Below are 17549 nucleotides of genomic sequence, written 5' to 3' on the forward strand. Positions count from 1 at the left end.
AGCTTAAATTTTATAAGCATAAATAGTGTTTTTATTAGCCTGGTAATAAAGAACTCTTTCAACTTCATCAACTTTATAAGTTGGTTTTTTATCTTTTAATAATATTTCTTTTAATTTTTTTCCAGAATCTTTATCAATTTTAACCAAGCCTACGCCAGAGCTTAGTTTTGTTAAAATAAATTTATCATTCTGTGTTTGAGCTGAGGCTTTAAAACGTTTACTCATTGCACCAAAAGAAGCTCCAGCTATTTGTGAGAATCCTTTAGCGTGATTATTCATTTGAGCGCCATAAGAATTGTATCTTCCCATACCGTTGCTATTTGCACCTGCTCTGTAAGAAGCACTTGCAGCCAAAGCCATAGAAGTAACTGCTAAAGCACCAGAAAGTACTTTCATAAAACCACTTTTAGAAGGCGATTTTAAATATTCATGAAAAATTTCTTTTCCGTTTGCATCTAATAGCATCAAATTTTGACTAGAAGACAACAAAATATTATTACCTCTCATTTCTATAGATGTTGGCATTTCTTTCTCTCCAAATTTAGGTTTTGCTATTACTTTGTATTTTCCAGAGTTTCCATCAATACTATATAAACCATCACTACAACTTAAGAGAAAACGCTTGTTTTTAGCATCGTAAGTAGAGGATACTGCTTTAGATTGTTTGTATTTTAATTTTTTACCAAATACAGATTCTCCGGTATTTTCATTAATAATATCTGCGTCTTTTGCAGTAATATATAAAATTCCAGCTTCAGTTCTTGCAAGTGTACTAATACTTGGGCCAGTTTTTAAAGGCTTTTTCCAAAGCGGAGTTCCGTCTAATTTAATTTTGTTTATACCACCAGTAACTACACCAAAAATAATTCCATCATCTTCAGTGTAAAAATGACTCACAAGTCCTTTTGTTTTTGGGGCTTTCTTCCATAAATCATCTCCAGAACTACTGTCTAAAAAATAAATTTTCGATTGTGGGTTTTTACCCTCGGTATCTGTTAAAATTGCAATTCCTTGCGGTAAATAATTAGTTTGTCTTACTTTACCTTTTAACTTATTACCTTCTTTCCAAACAGTTTTTCCACTAGAATCGATTTTGTGTATCGTAGTGTTTTTACCATTGTTATTAGATTGAAAAGCATAAATAGCATCTTTTTCTGCATTAATGGAAGTCGCATTCTTAACACTAGCTGTCCAAAGTGTTTTTCCTGTAGCTAATTCAATGGCATCAATTCCTTTCTTACGAGGTATAATCAGTTTTTCGTTTATAATATCTGCAACACCAGTTACATTATTACTTCCTTTTTGAGGTATTGTATATTCTTCTTTTCCGGTAGACAAGTCGTAAACAGCAATAGAATATCCTGCACCAATTTTTCCTTTACTTTTTCTTAATCCACTAACTACCAATTTATTTTCAGGTAAAATAATATCTCTACTATTCATAAAAGAAAATCCCTCTTCTTTAGAATCAAATAAAGTTTTTCCTGAAATTACATCTATAACAAACGTTACATCATTCATTCCGTTTGCAATAAACATAGCATAAGGTGTGTTTGGTTGTAAGTGAAAGTTTTCTTCTTTTATATTTTTACGTTTATCAAATAGAAATGTGGGTTCAGAGGTATTTGGTTGTATACCATAAACCCCTTTTGAAGTTGAAACAAGTAGTGTTCCAGGATCTGACATTTTCATCCATTTAATAGCTCCAACATCATATTTGTTATCAGGAGATTGTGCTTTTTGAGAAAATAAGATGTTTGCACTTAAAAACATTAAAGTGTAAAAACTAATTTTTAAAATGTTTTTGATTTTCATAATTTTTAGATTTAAAGTTGCACTTCAAAATTCTATTATTATAAAAATTTATACAATACGGCAAATGACGTATTTACCTTAAAATCATTCAGTAAAGATTATTAATTGTTTTTTAATCTCTTCTTTAGACACTTTTTCATTGGATAGTTTTTCTGATAAAAAATCTAATGTACTAGAGTTTTCTTTGATGGATTCTAAAGTTAAATCAATAATTAACCTAAAAGTAATTAATAAAAAAGCAGCAATAATTCCAGCACCATTATTATCTAAAATAATAAAGAAAAAGGAGAGTATTACTACAAATTGTTGTACAAAAATTCTAACATAAGGTTTAAACATAATTTCTTTTGCAGTAAACTTTTGATATTTTTTATTGTGAATATAATCGGATATAAACTTTCCTAAATGTGTAAATATGATAGCAGGTAATGCATATTTAATATCTTCTAAATTTAAAATTGAAATATAGTTTTCTATTATATTAAAAGGTTCTTTAATTATAGTTTCTTCTTTAAAGTTAAATAAAGCAAAACCAAAGATAGATTGTATGGCTATAAAGAATCCATAATGGAATAAAAAAAGAAAATTAAACTAAGTTCTGAAGATTTAGATTTACCAAATAAAATACTCCAAAGCATTTTTAACGCATTGAATACTCCTATAACAAGCGTTTCTAAAAAATAAGCAAATAAAATTGTTATAGCAGATGCTTTACCAATATATAATAGAAATAATAAGTAGATTGAGCTTAACCAAATAAAAGCATTTTGTGGTGTTGGATAGAAAATATTTTTGAGCATTTTTAAACTTTTTATAAGTAGTAAAATACATATTAAAATTAAAAATAGACAATACGTCAAATGCCTTATTTAAAAAATTATAGAAGGTAACTTTTTTTAATATTTTCTTTCTTAATCGATAGGTTTTTAAGAAATTGTTGATGCTGTTTAGATTCTTTATTGAACGGAAGATGAGAAATTCCTTTTTGTATAACATCTATTTCTTTCATTGTAGATTTTGAATCTTCAGAAAACCAAGTGGCAGTAAATTTTTCCCAAATGTAATTAATAGCAGTTTTATTTGGGTGAATCATATCTTCTTTATAAAAACGATAATCTCTTAATTCATCCATCATAATTTCATACGAAGGAAAGTAAAATGTGTTTTTTCTCGCATTAACTACGCTGTGTATTGCAGAAATTAAATGAGATTTACTTTGTGTATTTTCTATAAAACCATCTTTTAAATGTCTTACTGGCGAAACTGTAAAAATAATATTAACATTGTTATTTACAGATTTTAAAAGAGCAATTTTAGCGTCTAAAATTTCGATTATTTTATCAACAGATAACAACTCTTTTAAAAATTTTTTTTGTGGAACTTTGTGGCAATTAGCTACTATAACATCTGTTTCAATAAACCTGTAAACCCAAGAAGTACCCAAAGTAATTATAATATGGGAAGCTTCGGTTAATTTTTTGTTTGTTAAATTTATTGATGAATTTAAATTATTTAAAAGCTCATTTTTATTAGTAGAACTTAAATTTGAATGTGCATCAAAAGAGTGCCAACGTTCATTTTGAAACACTAAATCTGCATCAGTATATTTTTTCTCATTAATTACATTCGTAATTAAGTTTTCTATGGCTTTTGGGTGAAAAAGAATTCCAAATGGATTTTGTTCAGAATTAAATTTAAAATAATTTAATTTGTTTCCAATATTTTCGGTAAAACAAGATCCTAGCATCAAAATAGTAGATGTATAATCTATTAAGTTTCTAGTTTCTTTTTTTAAAGTAATTTGGGTTTGGAGTTTCATTTTTTACACTAGATAATCTTTAGCTTTTTCTAATGCTTTAGGTATTCCTCCAGGATTTTTACCACCTGCAGTAGCAAAAAATGGTTGTCCGCCACCGCCACCGTGAATTAGTTTACCCAGTTCTCTAACAACGGTACCAGCATTATAACCGCGTTCATTTGCTAATTCTTTAGAAATATAACAAGTTAACATTGCTTTGTCTTTTGTTGGGGCAGTTGCAAACAATAAAAATAAATTTTGATGTTCTTTTCCAATTTCAAAGGCTAGATTTTTAATTCCGTTAGCATCTAAATCAACTTTAGTTGCTAAAAATTGCACACCATTTATTTCTTGCAATTGATTTTTAATTTCTCCTGATAAGTTTTTAGCTTTATCCTTTAATAATTGCTCAATCTGTTTTTGTAAAGTTGTATTTTCATCTTGTAATTTTTGTACAGCTTTCACAGGATCTTTTGCGTTATTTAAGATGTCTTTTACTTCAAATAAAACTCTGTTGTTTTCAAAATAAAAATCTTTAACAGCATCGTTTGTAATGGCCTCAATTCTTCTAATTCCTGCAGCAACTGCACCTTCAGATTTAATTTTGAAGTGCCAAATATCGCCTGTATTTTTTACATGAGTTCCTCCACAAAGTTCTACAGAATTTCCAAACTTAATAGCTCTTACAGTATCTCCGTATTTTTCACCAAACAAAGCCATTGCACCTTCGTCAATTGCTTGTTGCATTGGTATATTTCTTTTTTCTTCTAAATTTAACTTCCCAGAAATTCTAGCATTTACAAAATTTTCTACATCTCTTAATTCTTCTACTGTCATTTTTGAAAAATGGGAGAAATCGAAACGTAAATATTTAGAATGTACAGATGAGCCTTTTTGCTCTACATGGCTTCCTAAAACTTCTCTAAGTGCTTGGTGTAATAAGTGTGTTGCAGTATGATTACACTCTGTTCTGTATCGTTGTTTTGCATCAACAACAGCTTTAAAATTTTCGTTTAAATGTTTAGGTAAGTTTTTTGTAAAATGAATAATTACGTTATTTTCTTTCTTAGTATCTAAAATATATACTACATCACCATGCGTATCTTTTAAATACCCTTTATCTCCAACTTGTCCACCACCTTCTGGATAAAAAGGAGTTAGGTTAAATACAAGTTGATACATTTCACCATCTTTTTTAGAAGTTACTTTTCTAAATTTTGTAATCTTAACATTGGTTTCTAAAAGATCGTAACCTACAAATTCTTCAACAGCATCATTGTGTAAAACGGTCCAGTCATCAGTAGACATTTCACTCGCTGCTCTAGATCTATTTTTTTGTTTTTGAAGTTCTTCTTGAAATCCTATCTCATCTAAAGTATATCCTTTTTCAGATAAAATTAAAGCAGTTAAATCTATAGGGAAACCATAAGTATCATATAATTCAAATGCTTTGTCTCCAGAAATTTCTTTGGTTTTTGAGGAAGATATAATTCCGTCTAATAATATTAAACCTTGATCTAATGCTCTTAAAAAAGAAGTTTCTTCTTCCTTAATTACATTTTCAATTAATTGTTTTTGAGCTTTTAATTCTGGGAATGCAGTTCCCATTTTTTTACTTAAAACATCAACTAATCTGTAAATAAAAGGTTCTTTTTTATTTAGAAAAGTAAACCCATAACGAACAGCACGTCTTAGAATACGTCTAATAACATAACCAGCACCGGTATTACTTGGTAATTGTCCGTCTGCAATAGAAAAAGCAACAGCTCTAACATGGTCTGATATTACTCGAATGGCAATATCTATTTTTTCTTCCTTATTGTAAGTTGTATTCGTTATAGCTTCAATTTCACGAATTATAGGTGTAAAAACATCAGTATCGTAATTAGATTTTACATCTTGTAAAACCATACAAAGACGTTCAAACCCCATACCGGTATCTATATGCTTATTTGGTAATTCTTCAAGAGATCCATTAGCTTTACGGTTATACTGCATAAAAACTAAGTTCCAAATTTCTACAACTTGCGGATGATCTTCATTAACTAAAGTCTTGCCATCTATTTTTGCTTTTTCTTCTGGAGTTCTAATGTCAACATGAATTTCAGAACAAGGTCCGCATGGTCCTTGTTCTCCCATTTCCCAGAAATTATCTTTCTTATTCCCTTTTAAAATTCGGTCTTCAGAAATGTATTGTTTCCAAATATCATATGCTTCAGTATCCATATTTAGGTTATCAGAATCATCAGATCCTTCAAAAACGGTTACATACAAAATGTCTTTATCAATTTTATAAACTTCAGTCAATAATTCCCAAGCCCAAGCAATAGCTTCTTTTTTAAAGTAATCACCAAAAGACCAGTTGCCTAACATCTCAAAAAGAGTGTGATGATAAGTGTCGTAACCAACTTCTTCTAAATCGTTGTGTTTTCCAGAAACACGTAAGCATTTTTGAGAATCTGTAAGTCTGTTCTTTTTTGGTTTTCCATTCCCTAAAAAGTATTCTTTAAAAGGAGCCATTCCAGAATTAACAAACATAAGAGTTGGATCGTCTTTTGTAACCATTGGAGCAGAAGGAACTACTAAATGAGATTTTTCTTGAAAAAAGTTTAAAAAAGTGGAACGAATGTCTTGAGATTTCATAAAAAAGAAGTTTCCAACTAGGTTGGATTATGTTAATTTATTTTTAAAAAACTACTTAAATTAAGCAGTTGTAAAACATTTTGTAAATTTGTTAGTTCTTATAAAGAGGATTTTAATTCTAAATCCAATTTAAAGAACAAAAATAGTACATTTAGCAATATGGCAAAAGTAAAATATTATTATGATGAGGATACTCTTTCTTACAGAAAAATTACTGTAGATAAGAGCAATTATTATAGAAGAATACTTTTTAGCGTTTTAGGCATCGTTTTAATAGCTTTTTTTGGGTTTATAGGTTTTAGTCAGATTATAATGTCTCCATCAGAAAGAGCACAAAGTCGCGAATATGAAAACTTAAAATTTCATTACGAAGTTTTAGGGAAAAGATTAGAAGAAAGTTCTAATATTTTATCACAATTACAAGAAAGAGATAATAACATTTATAGAAGTTATTTTGAAGCAAACCCAATACCAGAAGAACAACGAAAAGCAGGTTTTGGTGGTGTAAATAGATATAAAAATTTAGATGGTTTCGATAATTCTAACTTAATTAAAAAGCTAACAAAAGAAATAGATGTTTTATCAAAGCAAATGGTAGTGCAATCTAAATCTTTAGATGAAATTGTAGTTTTAGCCAAAGAAAAAGAAGATATGCTTGCTTCTATACCAGCAATTCTTCCTATTAAAAAAGATGATTTTTACGTAGCTTCTGGTTATAAAATGAGAATGCATCCTATTTTAAAAATAAATAAGTTTCATAAAGGGATGGATTTTACTGCGCCAACGGGCACACCAGTTTACGCTTCTGGAAATGGTAAAATACATAGAGCACAGAGAAGTAGTACCTTTGGTAAGGTAATTTATATTAAACATGGTTACGGTTACACTACTATTTATGCACATTTAAGTAAAATGAAAGTAAAGAGAGGGCAAGATGTAAAAAGAGGTGATTTAATAGGCTATGTTGGTAATACTGGTTTGTCTGTATCTTCACACCTACACTACGAAGTTCATAAAAATGATAGACCTCTAAACCCTATTAATTTTTATTACGGTAATTTAACTTTAGATGAATTTGCAGCTTTGCAAAAAACATCAGAACAAAGTCAATCTTTAGATTAATTATGCACGTAAATTTACCCAAAAAAATATATTATAAAATAGGCGAAGTTGCTAAAGCTTTTGGTGTAAATACATCATTAATCCGTTTTTGGGAAAAAGAGTTTGACATTATCAAACCTAAAAAAAATGCTAAAGGAAACCGTCTTTTTACTCAAGAAGACATTAAAAATTTTAAGCTGATTTTCAATTTAGTAAAAGAAAGAGGTTTTACGCTAGAAGGAGCAAAACAAAAGTTAAGAAAAAACCCGGAAAGTATATTTAATAATCACGAAATTATAACCAGATTAGAGGCGGTAAGATCAGAACTTCAAAAAATAAAAAATCAACTTTAAAATTTATTAATTATAATTTTCAATGTTTAGAAACACTATAAAATAGAGACTTTTCTTTAATTTGTATACTGTTTTTAAATTTGGATGAAATGCATAGTTATATTATTTACTATGCATGCATAATATTTTTCGCTATATTTGAGAACTTATCAATTATAAAATTAAATATTATGCCAAAAAAGTATGTAGATCTCGAAACTCTTAAATACATACTTTATGATATACACAAGTTAGAAAATTTATTGACTGCAGAAAGATTTCAAGATCACGATATGGAATCTTTAAATCTTTTTATAGATTCTGTAAAAGAGTTTTCTGACAGAGAATTGTATCCATATTTTAAAGAAATGGATGAAAACCCTGCATATCATAAAGACGGAACTGTAATTGTTCACAAACAAGTAGAAACTGTAATGCGTCAATCTGGTGAAATGGGCATTATTGCAGCCTGTTTTAATTATGAAGACGGTGGTTTGCAGATGCCAATATCTGTTTTTCAAGCAGTTTTATACATTATGGATGCGGCAAATAATCATTTACCAGGCTATCCGAGCTTAACATTAGGATCTGCAGAATTAATTGTGGAATTTGGAACTGAAGAATTAAAGAAAACCTACGTGCCAAACATGCTTTCTGGAACTTGGGGCGGAACCATGTGTTTAACAGAACCGCAAGCGGGAAGTTCTTTGTCGGATATTACTACAAAGGCAACTCCAACAGAAGATGGATTTTATAAAATAAGCGGACAAAAAATATTTATTTCTGGTGGAGATCATCAATATGCAGACAATTTTGTGCATTTGGTGTTAGCAAGAATTGAAGGCGCTCCAAAAGGAACCAAAGGGATTTCTCTTTTTGTAGTTCCTAAAAACAGACTAAAAGAAGACGGAACGTTAGAATATAATGATGTAATGACGGTTGCCGATTTTCAGAAAATGGGACAACGCGGTTATTGCACAACACATTTAGGTTTTGGAGATAAAGACGATTGTAGAGGTTGGCTTGTTGGCGAAGAACACAAAGGTTTAAACCAAATGTTTTTAATGATGAATGGCGCAAGAATTGCCGTTGGTCGTGGTGCCGCAGCAATTACAATGGCAGCTTACAGAGCATCATTACAATATGCAAATGAAAGACCTCAAGGAAGAAAATTATCTGCTGATGGAAAGAAAAATCCGACAGAAAAACAGAGTTTAATTATTGAGCATCCAGATGTTAGAAGAATGTTATTGTTGCAAAAATCAATTGCAGAAGGTTCTTTAAGTTTGGTGTTTTTGGCTTCAAAATATCACGATATTATTCATTCAACCTCATCAAAAGAAGAGAAAGAAAAATACAATTTGTTGTTAGAAATGATAATTCCGATTGTAAAAACGTTTCCTTCGGAAGCTGGAGCAGAATCGGTTGATAATGGCTTACAAGTGCTTGGTGGTTACGGATTTTGTACAGACTTCTCGTTACAACAATATTACAGAGATATTAGAATTTCTGCTTTGTATGAAGGTACAACCGGAATTCAATCCCAAGATTTGTTAGGTAGAAAAGTACCAATGCAAAACGGAAAAGGTTTGGAGTTATTGGTTGCCGAAATTATGCAAACAATTCAGTTGGCTTCTAAAGATGATGATTTAAAAAAGTATGCAAATGTTTTAGGCGAAAAACTACAACTTTCTCAAAAAGTATTGGGTCATTTAATGCCTTTTGCAATGAAAGGAAACTACGAGCGCTACTTGGCAGATGCTAATTTATTTATGGAATATATGAGCATTATTACTTTAGGTTGGTTATGGTTAGAAATGGCTGTTGATGCTAAAAACGAATTAGGTAATTCTGATAGAAAATATTCCGAAACGTTTTATGAAAGTAAAATTCATACGATGAAATTCTACTTTAAATATGAAGTTCCAAAAACAAATTCGTTAGCAGAATCTTTAATGAATAATGAAGAAATAACCATTAAAAAAGACAAAGAATACATTTTATAATGAAGATAAACGAACAATTTAATTTAGAAGGAAAAGTTGCTATAATTACCGGTTCTAGTAAAGGAATTGGAAAAGCAATAGCCAAAGGTTTAGCAGAAAACGGAGCACAAGTTGTAATTTCAAGTAGAAATCAAGAGGCTTGTGATGAAGTTGTAAAAGAATTTACAAACGAAGGTTTAAAAGCAATCGGAATTGCTTGTCATATTGGTAAAGAAGATCAGCGTAAAAATTTAGTAGAAAAAACAGTTGAAGCTTTTGGACGCATAGATATCTTGGTAAATAATGCAGCAATAAATCCAGTTTTTGGACCTATTGAAGATGTTACGCCAGAAATTTTTGATAAGATTATGGATGTAAACGTAAAAGCTCCTTGGTCTTTATCAAACTTGGTTTTACCACATTTTAAAGCGAATAAAAACGGAAGCATCATTAATATTGCATCTGTAGAATCTTTAACTCCTGGTTTCGGATTAGGGATTTACAGCACAAGTAAAGCTGCAATTTTAATGTTGACTAAAAATCAAGCAAAAGAATGGGGACAACACGGTGTAAAAGCCAATGCAATTTGTCCAGGTTTGATTAAGACAAAATTCAGTGCAGCCTTATGGCAAAACGAAAAAATATTAGGTAAGATTGAAAAATCGTTACCAAGTGCAAGAATGGGAATGCCAGAAGAAATGGTTGGTTTGGCTTGTTTATTAGCTTCTGATGCAGGAAATTATATGACTGGCGGCGTTTATACTGCTGATGGAGGTTATATGATTGCTGGATAAAACAGTTTGCAGTTTCAGTTTACAGTAAACAATAATTAGAGAGTGATTTGTCATTTCGACGATAGGAGAAATCTCATATAGCTCAATTAAATTTTAAGGAATGAACTTCGAATACTCACAAAAATCAATAGAATTACAACATAAATTATCAACTTTTATAGAAGAACACATTGTTCCTATTGAAGAAGAATTTATTGCTTTTCAAAGTGATACAAACAATATATGGAAGCGATTTCCGAAGACAGAAACGTTAAAACAAAAAGCGAAAGAAGCTGGTTTATGGAATTTGTTTTTACCAAAAGATTATGGCGATTTAAGTCCGGGTTTAACCAATTTAGAATACGCGCCACTTGCTGAAATAATGGGCGAGAAAATCTGGATTTCAGAAATTTTTAATTGTTCTGCTCCAGATACTGGAAATATGGAAGTTTTAGCAAAATACGGAAATGAAGCCCAGAAAAAACAATGGTTAGAACCTTTGATGAAAGGAGAAATTCGTTCTGCTTTTTTAATGACAGAACCACAAGTTGCTTCTTCAGATGCTACAAATATTGAAACGTCCATAGTTTTAGAAGGAGACGAATATGTAATTAACGGAAGAAAATGGTGGTCTTCTGGCGCAATGGATCCACATTGTAAAGTTGCCATTATCATGGGAAAAACCGATGTAAATGCGCACAGGCATCAACAACAAAGTATGGTGTTGGTTCCTATGAATACTGAGGGTTTAGAAATTATTCGTCCGCTTTCTGTAATGGGTTATTACGATTCTCCAGAAGGTCACGCAGAAATTCAATTAACTAATGTTCGTGTTCCAAAAGAGAATTTAATTTTGGGTGAAGGAAGAGGTTTTGAAATTGCCCAAGGTCGTTTAGGTCCTGGTAGAATTCATCATTGTATGCGTTTGGTTGGTATGGCGCAATATGCGTTAGAAACGATGTCTAAAAGAACATTAGAGAGAGAAACTTTTGGTAAAAAGTTTTATGATTATAGTAGCATTCGTCACGAAATTGCAAAATCGCAATGTGAAATTGAACAAGCACGTTTGTTAACACTTTCTGCTGCCGATAAAATGGATAAAGCAGGAAATAAAGAAGCTAAAGATATTATTGCAATGATAAAAATTGTAGCTCCAAATATGGCATTGAATGTTATTGATAGAGCCATGCAAATTTTAGGTGGAAAAGGAGTTGGTCCAGATACGTATTTACCACATTATTTTGCCATTGCAAGAATGTTACGTTTAGCAGATGGACCAGATGAAGTGCACATGTATCAATTAGGAAAAAGTTGTATTAAGAAATACGGAAATAAATAATGAGTAATCAAAAAGTAAGAAAAGGCGAAGAATTAAATGAAGTTTTGTTGAAGAAATATCTTCAAGAAAATAAATTGATAAATTCCGTAGAAAGCGATTTATTAGTCAATCAATTTACACACGGTTATTCTAACTTAACGTATTTACTTCAGATTGAAAATAAAGAATATGTGTTGAGAAAACCACCAGTTGGCGCCATTAAACGCGGTCACGATATGAGTCGTGAATTTAAAGTGCAAAGTGGTGTAAGCAAAGCGTTTTCTAAAGTGCCAAAAATGTATGCTTTTTGTGAAGATGAAGTTGTTTTAGGAAGTGATTTCTACATCATGGAAAAAGTTGAAGGGATCATTTTAAACTATAAAGAAGCGAAACAAAGAAATATTCTGCAAGCGGAATATAAAACCATTGCAAACTCTTGGTTAGATACGTTGGTAGAATTACATAATGTTGATTATAAATCGGTTGGTTTAACTGATTTAGGAAGGCCAGAAGGATATGTAGAAAGACAAGTTTCTAATTGGGGAAAACAATATCTAAAAGCAAAGACAGATGAATATCCAGAAGCAGAAATGGTAATGCAATGGATGCAAGAAAATCAACCAACAGTATATAATCATTGTTTAATTCATAATGATTTTAAGTACGATAATGTTGTTTTTAAAGATGATTCTTGGAACGAAGTTTCTGCTGTTTTAGATTGGGAAATGGCAACTTTGGGAGATCCGTTAATGGATTTAGGAACTTCACTTGGTTATTGGACAATTGCCACAGATCACAATTTTGTAAAACAAGGAATTCCGTCTCCAACAATTTTTGAAGGAAACCCAATTAGAAGTGAAATAGCGCAAATGTATGCTGAAAAATCAGGTAGAAATGTAGATAATTTGGTGTTTTATTATGCTTTCGGATTGTTTAAAATAGCAGTGATTGCGCAACAAATTTATTATCGATATAAAAAAGGTTGGACTACAGATCCGCGTTTTGCTAATTTGAATAAAGCTGCCGAATTATGCTGTAAACTGGCTCTAAAATCGATAAAAACAAATAAAATTGATTAAAAATAATCACGAACTATCAATTCGAGTGATTTTGAAGAACGAAAAAATTGTATCGAGAACTCATTAAAACTTCTCGATACAAAATTCTTGAAAAAAGAATTTCACTCGAAGTGACAATACTTAAGAAATATGGAAGAAAATCATCAAAATATAAATAAAGAAGGTTTAGCAGTTTTATCAAATTTTGATGAAAACACTCCTGTTTTTATGCTTAATTATTTGAATTATAAAGAACGAGTTTCTTCCACAGGAAAAACTGGAAAAGAAACCTATAAAGAATATATGAAAGCTGCCTTTCCTTTTTTCCAAAAGATAGAAGCAGAAATCATTTTTAAAGGAAAACCAATGGCAACTATTATTGGACCTACGGAAGAAAAATTATGGGACGAGTTGTTAATTTTAAAATACGCAAACAAAAATGAATTTTTTAAGTTGATGCAATTCAAAGAATATCCAAGAGAATTGAGAGCGTCTGCATTATCAGATTCAAGATTAATATGTTGTAAATTATAATATAACATCATAATTGTTTTAACAAGACTGATTTGCGTTAGGGATTGAAACCTTTCGACTTTGCTCAAGACAGGCTCTATCCTTTTTAGTTGTCAGTTCGAGTGAATTTTTGAAGGATGAAAAAAATTTGTATCAAGAACAAAGTAAAATATATAGTGTAAAGCCCGACTTGGTCCTGAATGTTTTCAGGATAAAAGAACGCCTAAATTAAAATTTAATAATATGGAAGTAAAAAACAAAATAGTAATTGTAACAGGAGCCGGTTCTGGAATTGGAAGAGCAACTGCAATTCATTTTGCAAAACATGGAGCAACGGTTGTTGTTTCTGATATCAATTTAGAAAAAGCTCAAAAAGTTTCGGAAGAAATTGTAACAAATAAAGGAAATGCACTACCAATAAAAGCAAACGTTGCAAAATATGAAGAAGTAGAAAACTTAATAAAAGAAACTGTTTCTGAGTTTGGAAAGTTAGATGTTATTGTAAACAATGCAGGTATTGGCCCACATTTGTTAAAAACACATGAATCTACATTAAAAGATTGGGAGCGCGTAATTTCTGTAAATCAAACTGGTGTTTTTTACTGTATGAAAGTAGCTTTAAATCAGTTTTTAGAACAAGGTTATGGTAATATTGTAAATATTGCATCATTGGCAGGTTTAAAAGCATCACCCAATAATATTAGTTATAGCGCAAGTAAATTTGCAGTTGTTGGTATGACAAAGTCTGCTGCAATGGAATATGCAACTAAAAATATTAGAGTAAATGCAGTATGTCCTGGTTACACGGAATCTGCATTGTTAAATCAATTAATTAATGCAAAACCAGAAATGGATGCCATTCTTAAAAGTGTAATTCCGATGAAACGATACGGAAAAGCAATAGAAATTGCAGATGCTGTTGTTTGGTTAGCATCAGATAATACACGCTTTATTACAGGGCAAACGATTACGTTAGATGGTGGAACATCGCTTTAAATTGTAAATAAAAAAAGGTATTTTTGTAAAACAAAAAATCAATATTAAAATTTAGAAATTATGAAAAAATGGTTAATCCCAGTAATTATTATAGCTGTAATAGGATATTCAGTTTATAGTTGGGCGGTAGGATTTAATAATACTGCAGTAACGTACCAAGAAGATGCTAAAACAACTTGGTCTAATGTAGAAAGTTCTTATCAACGTAGAAACGATTTAATAGGTAACTTAGTTAAAACTGTACAAGGTGCTGCAGATTTTGAAAAAAGTACTTTGGTTGAGGTTATTAATGCAAGAGCAAAAGCAACTTCTGTAAATATAAATGCGGGTGATTTAACTCCAGAAAAAATGGCGCAATTTCAACAAGCACAAGCGGGTATGAGTGGTGCACTTTCAAAATTATTAGTATCTGTTGAGCGTTACCCAGAATTAAAAGCAAATGCAAATTTTTTGGAATTACAAAGTCAATTAGAAGGTACAGAAAACAGAATAAATGTAGCTAGAGATCGTTTTAACGAAGGTGTAAATAAGTACAATAAACATATAAAAGTGTTTCCAAATTCTATGTTAGCAGGTTGGTTTAATTTTGACGAAATGAATCGTTTTAAAGCGAATGCAGGTTCTGAAAATGCTCCAGATATAGACTTCGATTTTAACAAGAAAAAATAAGTATAGATGTCTAAAGTAGAAGCTTTTCTTACTCCACAAGAAGAACAAGAAATTATTTCTGCTATTGTAGTTGCAGAGAAAAATACTTCTGGTGAAATTCGTGTTCATATAGAGGCTAACTCTAAAAAAGAGCATTACGATCGCGCATTAGAAGTATTTTCTCTCTTAAAAATGGACAAAACAAAAGACGCAAATGCTGTTTTAATTTATGTTGCTGTAGAGGATAAGAAATTTGTAATTTATGGTGACAAAGGAATTGATAAAGTTGTGCCAAAGGATTTTTGGAATACTACAAAAGATGTAATACAAAACCATTTTAAATTAGGTGATTTTAAACAAGGAATTGTTGATGGGATTTTAAAAGCAGGAGAAGAATTGCAAGCACATTTTCCATGGCAAACAGATGATGTAGATGAACTTTCTAATGAGATTTCTAAAGGATGAATTTTTTAAGTAAACAGTTTTTAGGAGGCAGTTTTCAGCTAGCAAGTTTGGGTAAAAAACTGGTGTTAGTTTTTGCTTTTATCTTTTCTATAAATGTTTTTGGGCAAGGATATAAAATACCCGAAAAACCAAAGTTTCAAACGAGTGTTTATGATTTTGTAAATTTACTTTCTACATCTCAAAAAACAAGTTTAGAAAGCAAACTTGTTAGATATTCAGACACAACTTCAACGCAAATTGTAATTGCAATTATTTCTAGTACTAAAGGTGAAAACATTAACTATCTAGCCGCAAATTGGGGAGAAAAATGGGGTATTGGAGATGCTGAAAAAGATAATGGTATTTTAGTTTTATTAGCTAAAGACGATAAGAAAATAGCTATTCAGAACGGAAAAGGAGTAGAGCATTTACTAACAGATTTTCAGTCGAAAAGAATTATTGAACGTGTAATTATTCCTGAATTTAGAAAAGGAGATTTTTATCGTGGTTTAGATAAAGGAGCAGAATACATTTTTAAAACCTTAAAAGGTGAGTTTAAAGGATCTCGCAAGCAAGAATCTAAAGGTTTTGATCCTGGGGTTATTTTCTTTATTTTAATAGTTGTGGTTCTTTTTATTCTTATTTCTAGAGGAAATAAGAATAATAAAGGTGGTAGAAGACGTTATAGAAAAAGATCTGTTGCTGCAGATATTTTTGAAACCATTATTTTAAGTAATTCCGGTAGAAGCGGAGGCGGTTTTGGCGGCTTTGGCGGTTCATCTTCTTCAGGTGGAGGTTTCGGCGGTGGTGGCTTCGGAGGCGGTTTTGGCGGTGGAAGTTTTGGCGGTGGTGGAGCTTCTGGTGGTTGGTAATCAACGCATTTTAATCTTCTAAAAAAAATGATAAAAAAAATCGCTATAATTTTTAGTGTATTCTTAATTTCTAGTTGTCATAATTTTGGACAATTAAAGGTTGTTGCCGATTTGTCAAAAAAAATAAAGGAAGTTTCTGGAACCGAGGTTGTACTAAAATCTGATTTAATCTGGATGATTAATGATAGTGGAAATAAACCAATTCTTTTTGGTTTAAATGAAAAAGGAGAAATAATAAAAGATATTTATATAAAATCTAAAAACCATGATTGGGAAGATTTAACTTCTGATGAAAAAGGTAATATTTATATAGGAGATTTTGGAAATAACCAGAGCACAAGAAAAAATTTACGAATTTTAAAAGTTAGCAAAAAGTATTTAAAAAAGAAGAATGCTGAGGTAGAGAAAATTGAATTTGAATACGAAAATCAGCATAAATTTCCACCTAAAAAGAAAGAGCTTTACTTTGATTCTGAAGCTTTTTTTACTTTAAGAACTTCTTCTATATATTCACAAAAAGTAGAGTAAAGAACAATTACGGAAAAACTTTTTTATATAAATTACCTGCAAAAAAAGGAAAACACATTGCTAGATTAATTGGTGAGTTCGAAAACTGTAACGATTTAGAATGTTGGGTAACTTCTGCAGATATTAATAACGATGGAAGTAAAATAGTTTTGTTAACCCAAAAAAACATTTTAATTTTTTCAGATTTTAAAAATGATGATTTCTTTTCAGGAAAATTAAAAACGATAGCGTTAGAATATAGAACTCAAAAAGAAGGAATCACTTTTAAAGATAAGAATACCTTGCTAATTACAGATGAAAAAGCACACGGAGAAGGTGGTAATTTGTATGAATTAAAGATTAATTAGAAGAGAAATTTAAAAATCAATAAAGCCCAACCTAAAGCTAAAAATAAACCTCCTAAAGGTGTAATCGGCCCTAAGAACTTTAGCTTTTTATTTTTTGCTGATGAAATTACCAATCCATATATCGAGAAAGAAAACAAGATTGTACCAATTATAAAAGCATAAGTTATATATGTATCAATACTAGATTTTGTGTCTAAATTAAACCCTAAAGTTAGTAACACAATTGCATGATACATTTGATATTTAACACCCGTTTCAAAACTGTTTAATAGATCTTGGGTTAGTTTTTTCTTTAATAAGTGTGCTCCAAAGGCTCCAAAAATAACAGCCGTAAAACCGAATAAAGAACCAAATATTAATGCTGTTTCTGTCATATAA

At 30.6% G+C, this 17549-nt stretch carries 17 protein-coding genes and 1 pseudogene; 13 read left to right on the forward strand and 5 right to left on the reverse strand.

The annotated features are described in order from the left end of the window. Positions 1-3 precede the first annotated feature (3 nt). The 4 genes and pseudogenes from N5A56_RS16100 to alaS all read right to left on the reverse strand — a co-directional run bounded on the left by N5A56_RS16100 (position 4) and on the right by alaS (position 6256). Entirely contained in the window at positions 4-1815 is a 1812-nt protein-coding gene (locus N5A56_RS16100) for an outer membrane protein assembly factor BamB family protein (RefSeq protein WP_265726429.1), read from the reverse strand. An 84-nt stretch (positions 1816-1899) separates the two neighbouring features. Further along, positions 1900-2615, reverse strand: a pseudogene (locus tag N5A56_RS16105) (DUF6498-containing protein). A gap of 77 nt (positions 2616-2692) precedes the next feature. Beyond that, on the reverse strand, positions 2693-3634 hold the full coding sequence (locus tag N5A56_RS16115) for a GSCFA domain-containing protein (protein ID WP_274270558.1): 942 nt from the start codon (positions 3632-3634) through the stop codon (positions 2693-2695). Positions 3635-3637: 3 nt separating this feature from the next. Further along, entirely contained in the window at positions 3638-6256 is a 2619-nt protein-coding gene (gene alaS, locus N5A56_RS16120) for an alanine--tRNA ligase (RefSeq protein WP_265726427.1), read from the reverse strand. Between the two features lie 159 nt (positions 6257-6415). On the opposite strand from alaS, the gene N5A56_RS16125 reads away from it, so the two are divergent. From N5A56_RS16125 to N5A56_RS16185, 13 genes are all read left to right on the forward strand, one after another. Then, positions 6416-7378, forward strand: coding sequence for a M23 family metallopeptidase (locus N5A56_RS16125; protein WP_265726426.1), 963 nt, complete (start codon positions 6416-6418; stop codon positions 7376-7378). 2 nt (positions 7379-7380) lie between these two features. Next, positions 7381-7710, forward strand: a complete 330-nt coding sequence (locus tag N5A56_RS16130; RefSeq protein ID WP_265726425.1) for a MerR family transcriptional regulator — start codon at positions 7381-7383, stop codon at positions 7708-7710. 170 nt (positions 7711-7880) lie between these two features. Beyond that, positions 7881-9695, forward strand: a complete 1815-nt coding sequence (locus N5A56_RS16135; protein ID WP_265726424.1) for an acyl-CoA dehydrogenase family protein — start codon at positions 7881-7883, stop codon at positions 9693-9695. Continuing rightward, positions 9695-10468, forward strand: coding sequence for an SDR family NAD(P)-dependent oxidoreductase (locus N5A56_RS16140; protein WP_265726423.1), 774 nt, complete (start codon positions 9695-9697; stop codon positions 10466-10468). Before N5A56_RS16135 ends, N5A56_RS16140 begins: the two co-directional genes overlap by 1 nt. Positions 10469-10568: 100 nt before the next feature. Further along, the gene (locus N5A56_RS16145) at positions 10569-11786 is read left to right on the forward strand and encodes an acyl-CoA dehydrogenase family protein (RefSeq protein ID WP_265726422.1); all 1218 of its coding nucleotides are present in this window, start codon (positions 10569-10571) and stop codon (positions 11784-11786) included. After that, positions 11786-12844, forward strand: coding sequence for a phosphotransferase family protein (locus tag N5A56_RS16150; protein WP_265726421.1), 1059 nt, complete (start codon positions 11786-11788; stop codon positions 12842-12844). Before N5A56_RS16145 ends, N5A56_RS16150 begins: the two co-directional genes overlap by 1 nt. Positions 12845-12973: 129 nt before the next feature. Beyond that, positions 12974-13357 (forward strand): hypothetical protein, encoded by a 384-nt coding sequence (locus N5A56_RS16155; protein WP_265726420.1) that lies wholly within the window; start codon positions 12974-12976, stop codon positions 13355-13357. Between the two features lie 222 nt (positions 13358-13579). Continuing rightward, positions 13580-14332, forward strand: coding sequence for an SDR family NAD(P)-dependent oxidoreductase (locus N5A56_RS16160; protein ID WP_265726419.1), 753 nt, complete (start codon positions 13580-13582; stop codon positions 14330-14332). Between the two features lie 60 nt (positions 14333-14392). Then, the gene (locus tag N5A56_RS16165; protein ID WP_265726418.1) at positions 14393-15001 is read left to right on the forward strand and encodes a LemA family protein; all 609 of its coding nucleotides are present in this window, start codon (positions 14393-14395) and stop codon (positions 14999-15001) included. Positions 15002-15007: 6 nt separating this feature from the next. After that, on the forward strand, positions 15008-15445 hold the full coding sequence (locus N5A56_RS16170; RefSeq protein WP_265726417.1) for a TPM domain-containing protein: 438 nt from the start codon (positions 15008-15010) through the stop codon (positions 15443-15445). Further along, positions 15442-16296, forward strand: a complete 855-nt coding sequence (locus N5A56_RS16175; protein ID WP_265726416.1) for a TPM domain-containing protein — start codon at positions 15442-15444, stop codon at positions 16294-16296. Before N5A56_RS16170 ends, N5A56_RS16175 begins: the two co-directional genes overlap by 4 nt. Before the next feature lie 27 nt (positions 16297-16323). Then, entirely contained in the window at positions 16324-16824 is a 501-nt protein-coding gene (locus N5A56_RS16180) for a hypothetical protein (protein WP_265726415.1), read from the forward strand. 149 nt (positions 16825-16973) lie between these two features. Further along, the gene (locus N5A56_RS16185) at positions 16974-17171 is read left to right on the forward strand and encodes a hypothetical protein (RefSeq protein ID WP_265726414.1); all 198 of its coding nucleotides are present in this window, start codon (positions 16974-16976) and stop codon (positions 17169-17171) included. On the opposite strand, the gene N5A56_RS16190 is transcribed toward N5A56_RS16185, so the two are convergent. Then, positions 17168-17545: a DUF423 domain-containing protein gene (locus N5A56_RS16190; protein ID WP_265726413.1), complete on the reverse strand. Its 378-nt coding sequence runs from the start codon at positions 17543-17545 to the stop codon at positions 17168-17170. The genes N5A56_RS16185 and N5A56_RS16190 overlap by 4 nt on opposite strands. Between the last annotated feature and the right edge of the window lie 4 nt (positions 17546-17549).

Origin of the sequence: Polaribacter ponticola (genome assembly GCF_026191475.2) — a bacterium.
Classification (GTDB): Bacteria; Bacteroidota; Bacteroidia; order Flavobacteriales; family Flavobacteriaceae; genus Polaribacter; species Polaribacter ponticola.

Bases quoted from the DNA above. Each gene is read 5' to 3' on its own strand.
- N5A56_RS16100 (WP_265726429.1), bottom strand. From the start codon at position 1,815: ATGAAAATCAAAAACATTTTAAAAATTAGTTTTTACACTTTAATGTTT.
- N5A56_RS16115 (WP_274270558.1), bottom strand. From the start codon at position 3,634: ATGAAACTCCAAACCCAAATTACTTTAAAAAAAGAAACTAGAAACTTA.
- alaS (WP_265726427.1), bottom strand. From the start codon at position 6,256: ATGAAATCTCAAGACATTCGTTCCACTTTTTTAAACTTTTTTCAAGAA.
- N5A56_RS16125 (WP_265726426.1), top strand. From the start codon at position 6,416: ATGGCAAAAGTAAAATATTATTATGATGAGGATACTCTTTCTTACAGA.
- N5A56_RS16130 (WP_265726425.1), top strand. From the start codon at position 7,381: ATGCACGTAAATTTACCCAAAAAAATATATTATAAAATAGGCGAAGTT.
- N5A56_RS16135 (WP_265726424.1), top strand. From the start codon at position 7,881: ATGCCAAAAAAGTATGTAGATCTCGAAACTCTTAAATACATACTTTAT.
- N5A56_RS16140 (WP_265726423.1), top strand. From the start codon at position 9,695: ATGAAGATAAACGAACAATTTAATTTAGAAGGAAAAGTTGCTATAATT.
- N5A56_RS16145 (WP_265726422.1), top strand. From the start codon at position 10,569: ATGAACTTCGAATACTCACAAAAATCAATAGAATTACAACATAAATTA.
- N5A56_RS16150 (WP_265726421.1), top strand. From the start codon at position 11,786: ATGAGTAATCAAAAAGTAAGAAAAGGCGAAGAATTAAATGAAGTTTTG.
- N5A56_RS16155 (WP_265726420.1), top strand. From the start codon at position 12,974: ATGGAAGAAAATCATCAAAATATAAATAAAGAAGGTTTAGCAGTTTTA.
- N5A56_RS16160 (WP_265726419.1), top strand. From the start codon at position 13,580: ATGGAAGTAAAAAACAAAATAGTAATTGTAACAGGAGCCGGTTCTGGA.
- N5A56_RS16165 (WP_265726418.1), top strand. From the start codon at position 14,393: ATGAAAAAATGGTTAATCCCAGTAATTATTATAGCTGTAATAGGATAT.
- N5A56_RS16170 (WP_265726417.1), top strand. From the start codon at position 15,008: ATGTCTAAAGTAGAAGCTTTTCTTACTCCACAAGAAGAACAAGAAATT.
- N5A56_RS16175 (WP_265726416.1), top strand. From the start codon at position 15,442: ATGAATTTTTTAAGTAAACAGTTTTTAGGAGGCAGTTTTCAGCTAGCA.
- N5A56_RS16180 (WP_265726415.1), top strand. From the start codon at position 16,324: ATGATAAAAAAAATCGCTATAATTTTTAGTGTATTCTTAATTTCTAGT.
- N5A56_RS16190 (WP_265726413.1), bottom strand. From the start codon at position 17,545: ATGACAGAAACAGCATTAATATTTGGTTCTTTATTCGGTTTTACGGCT.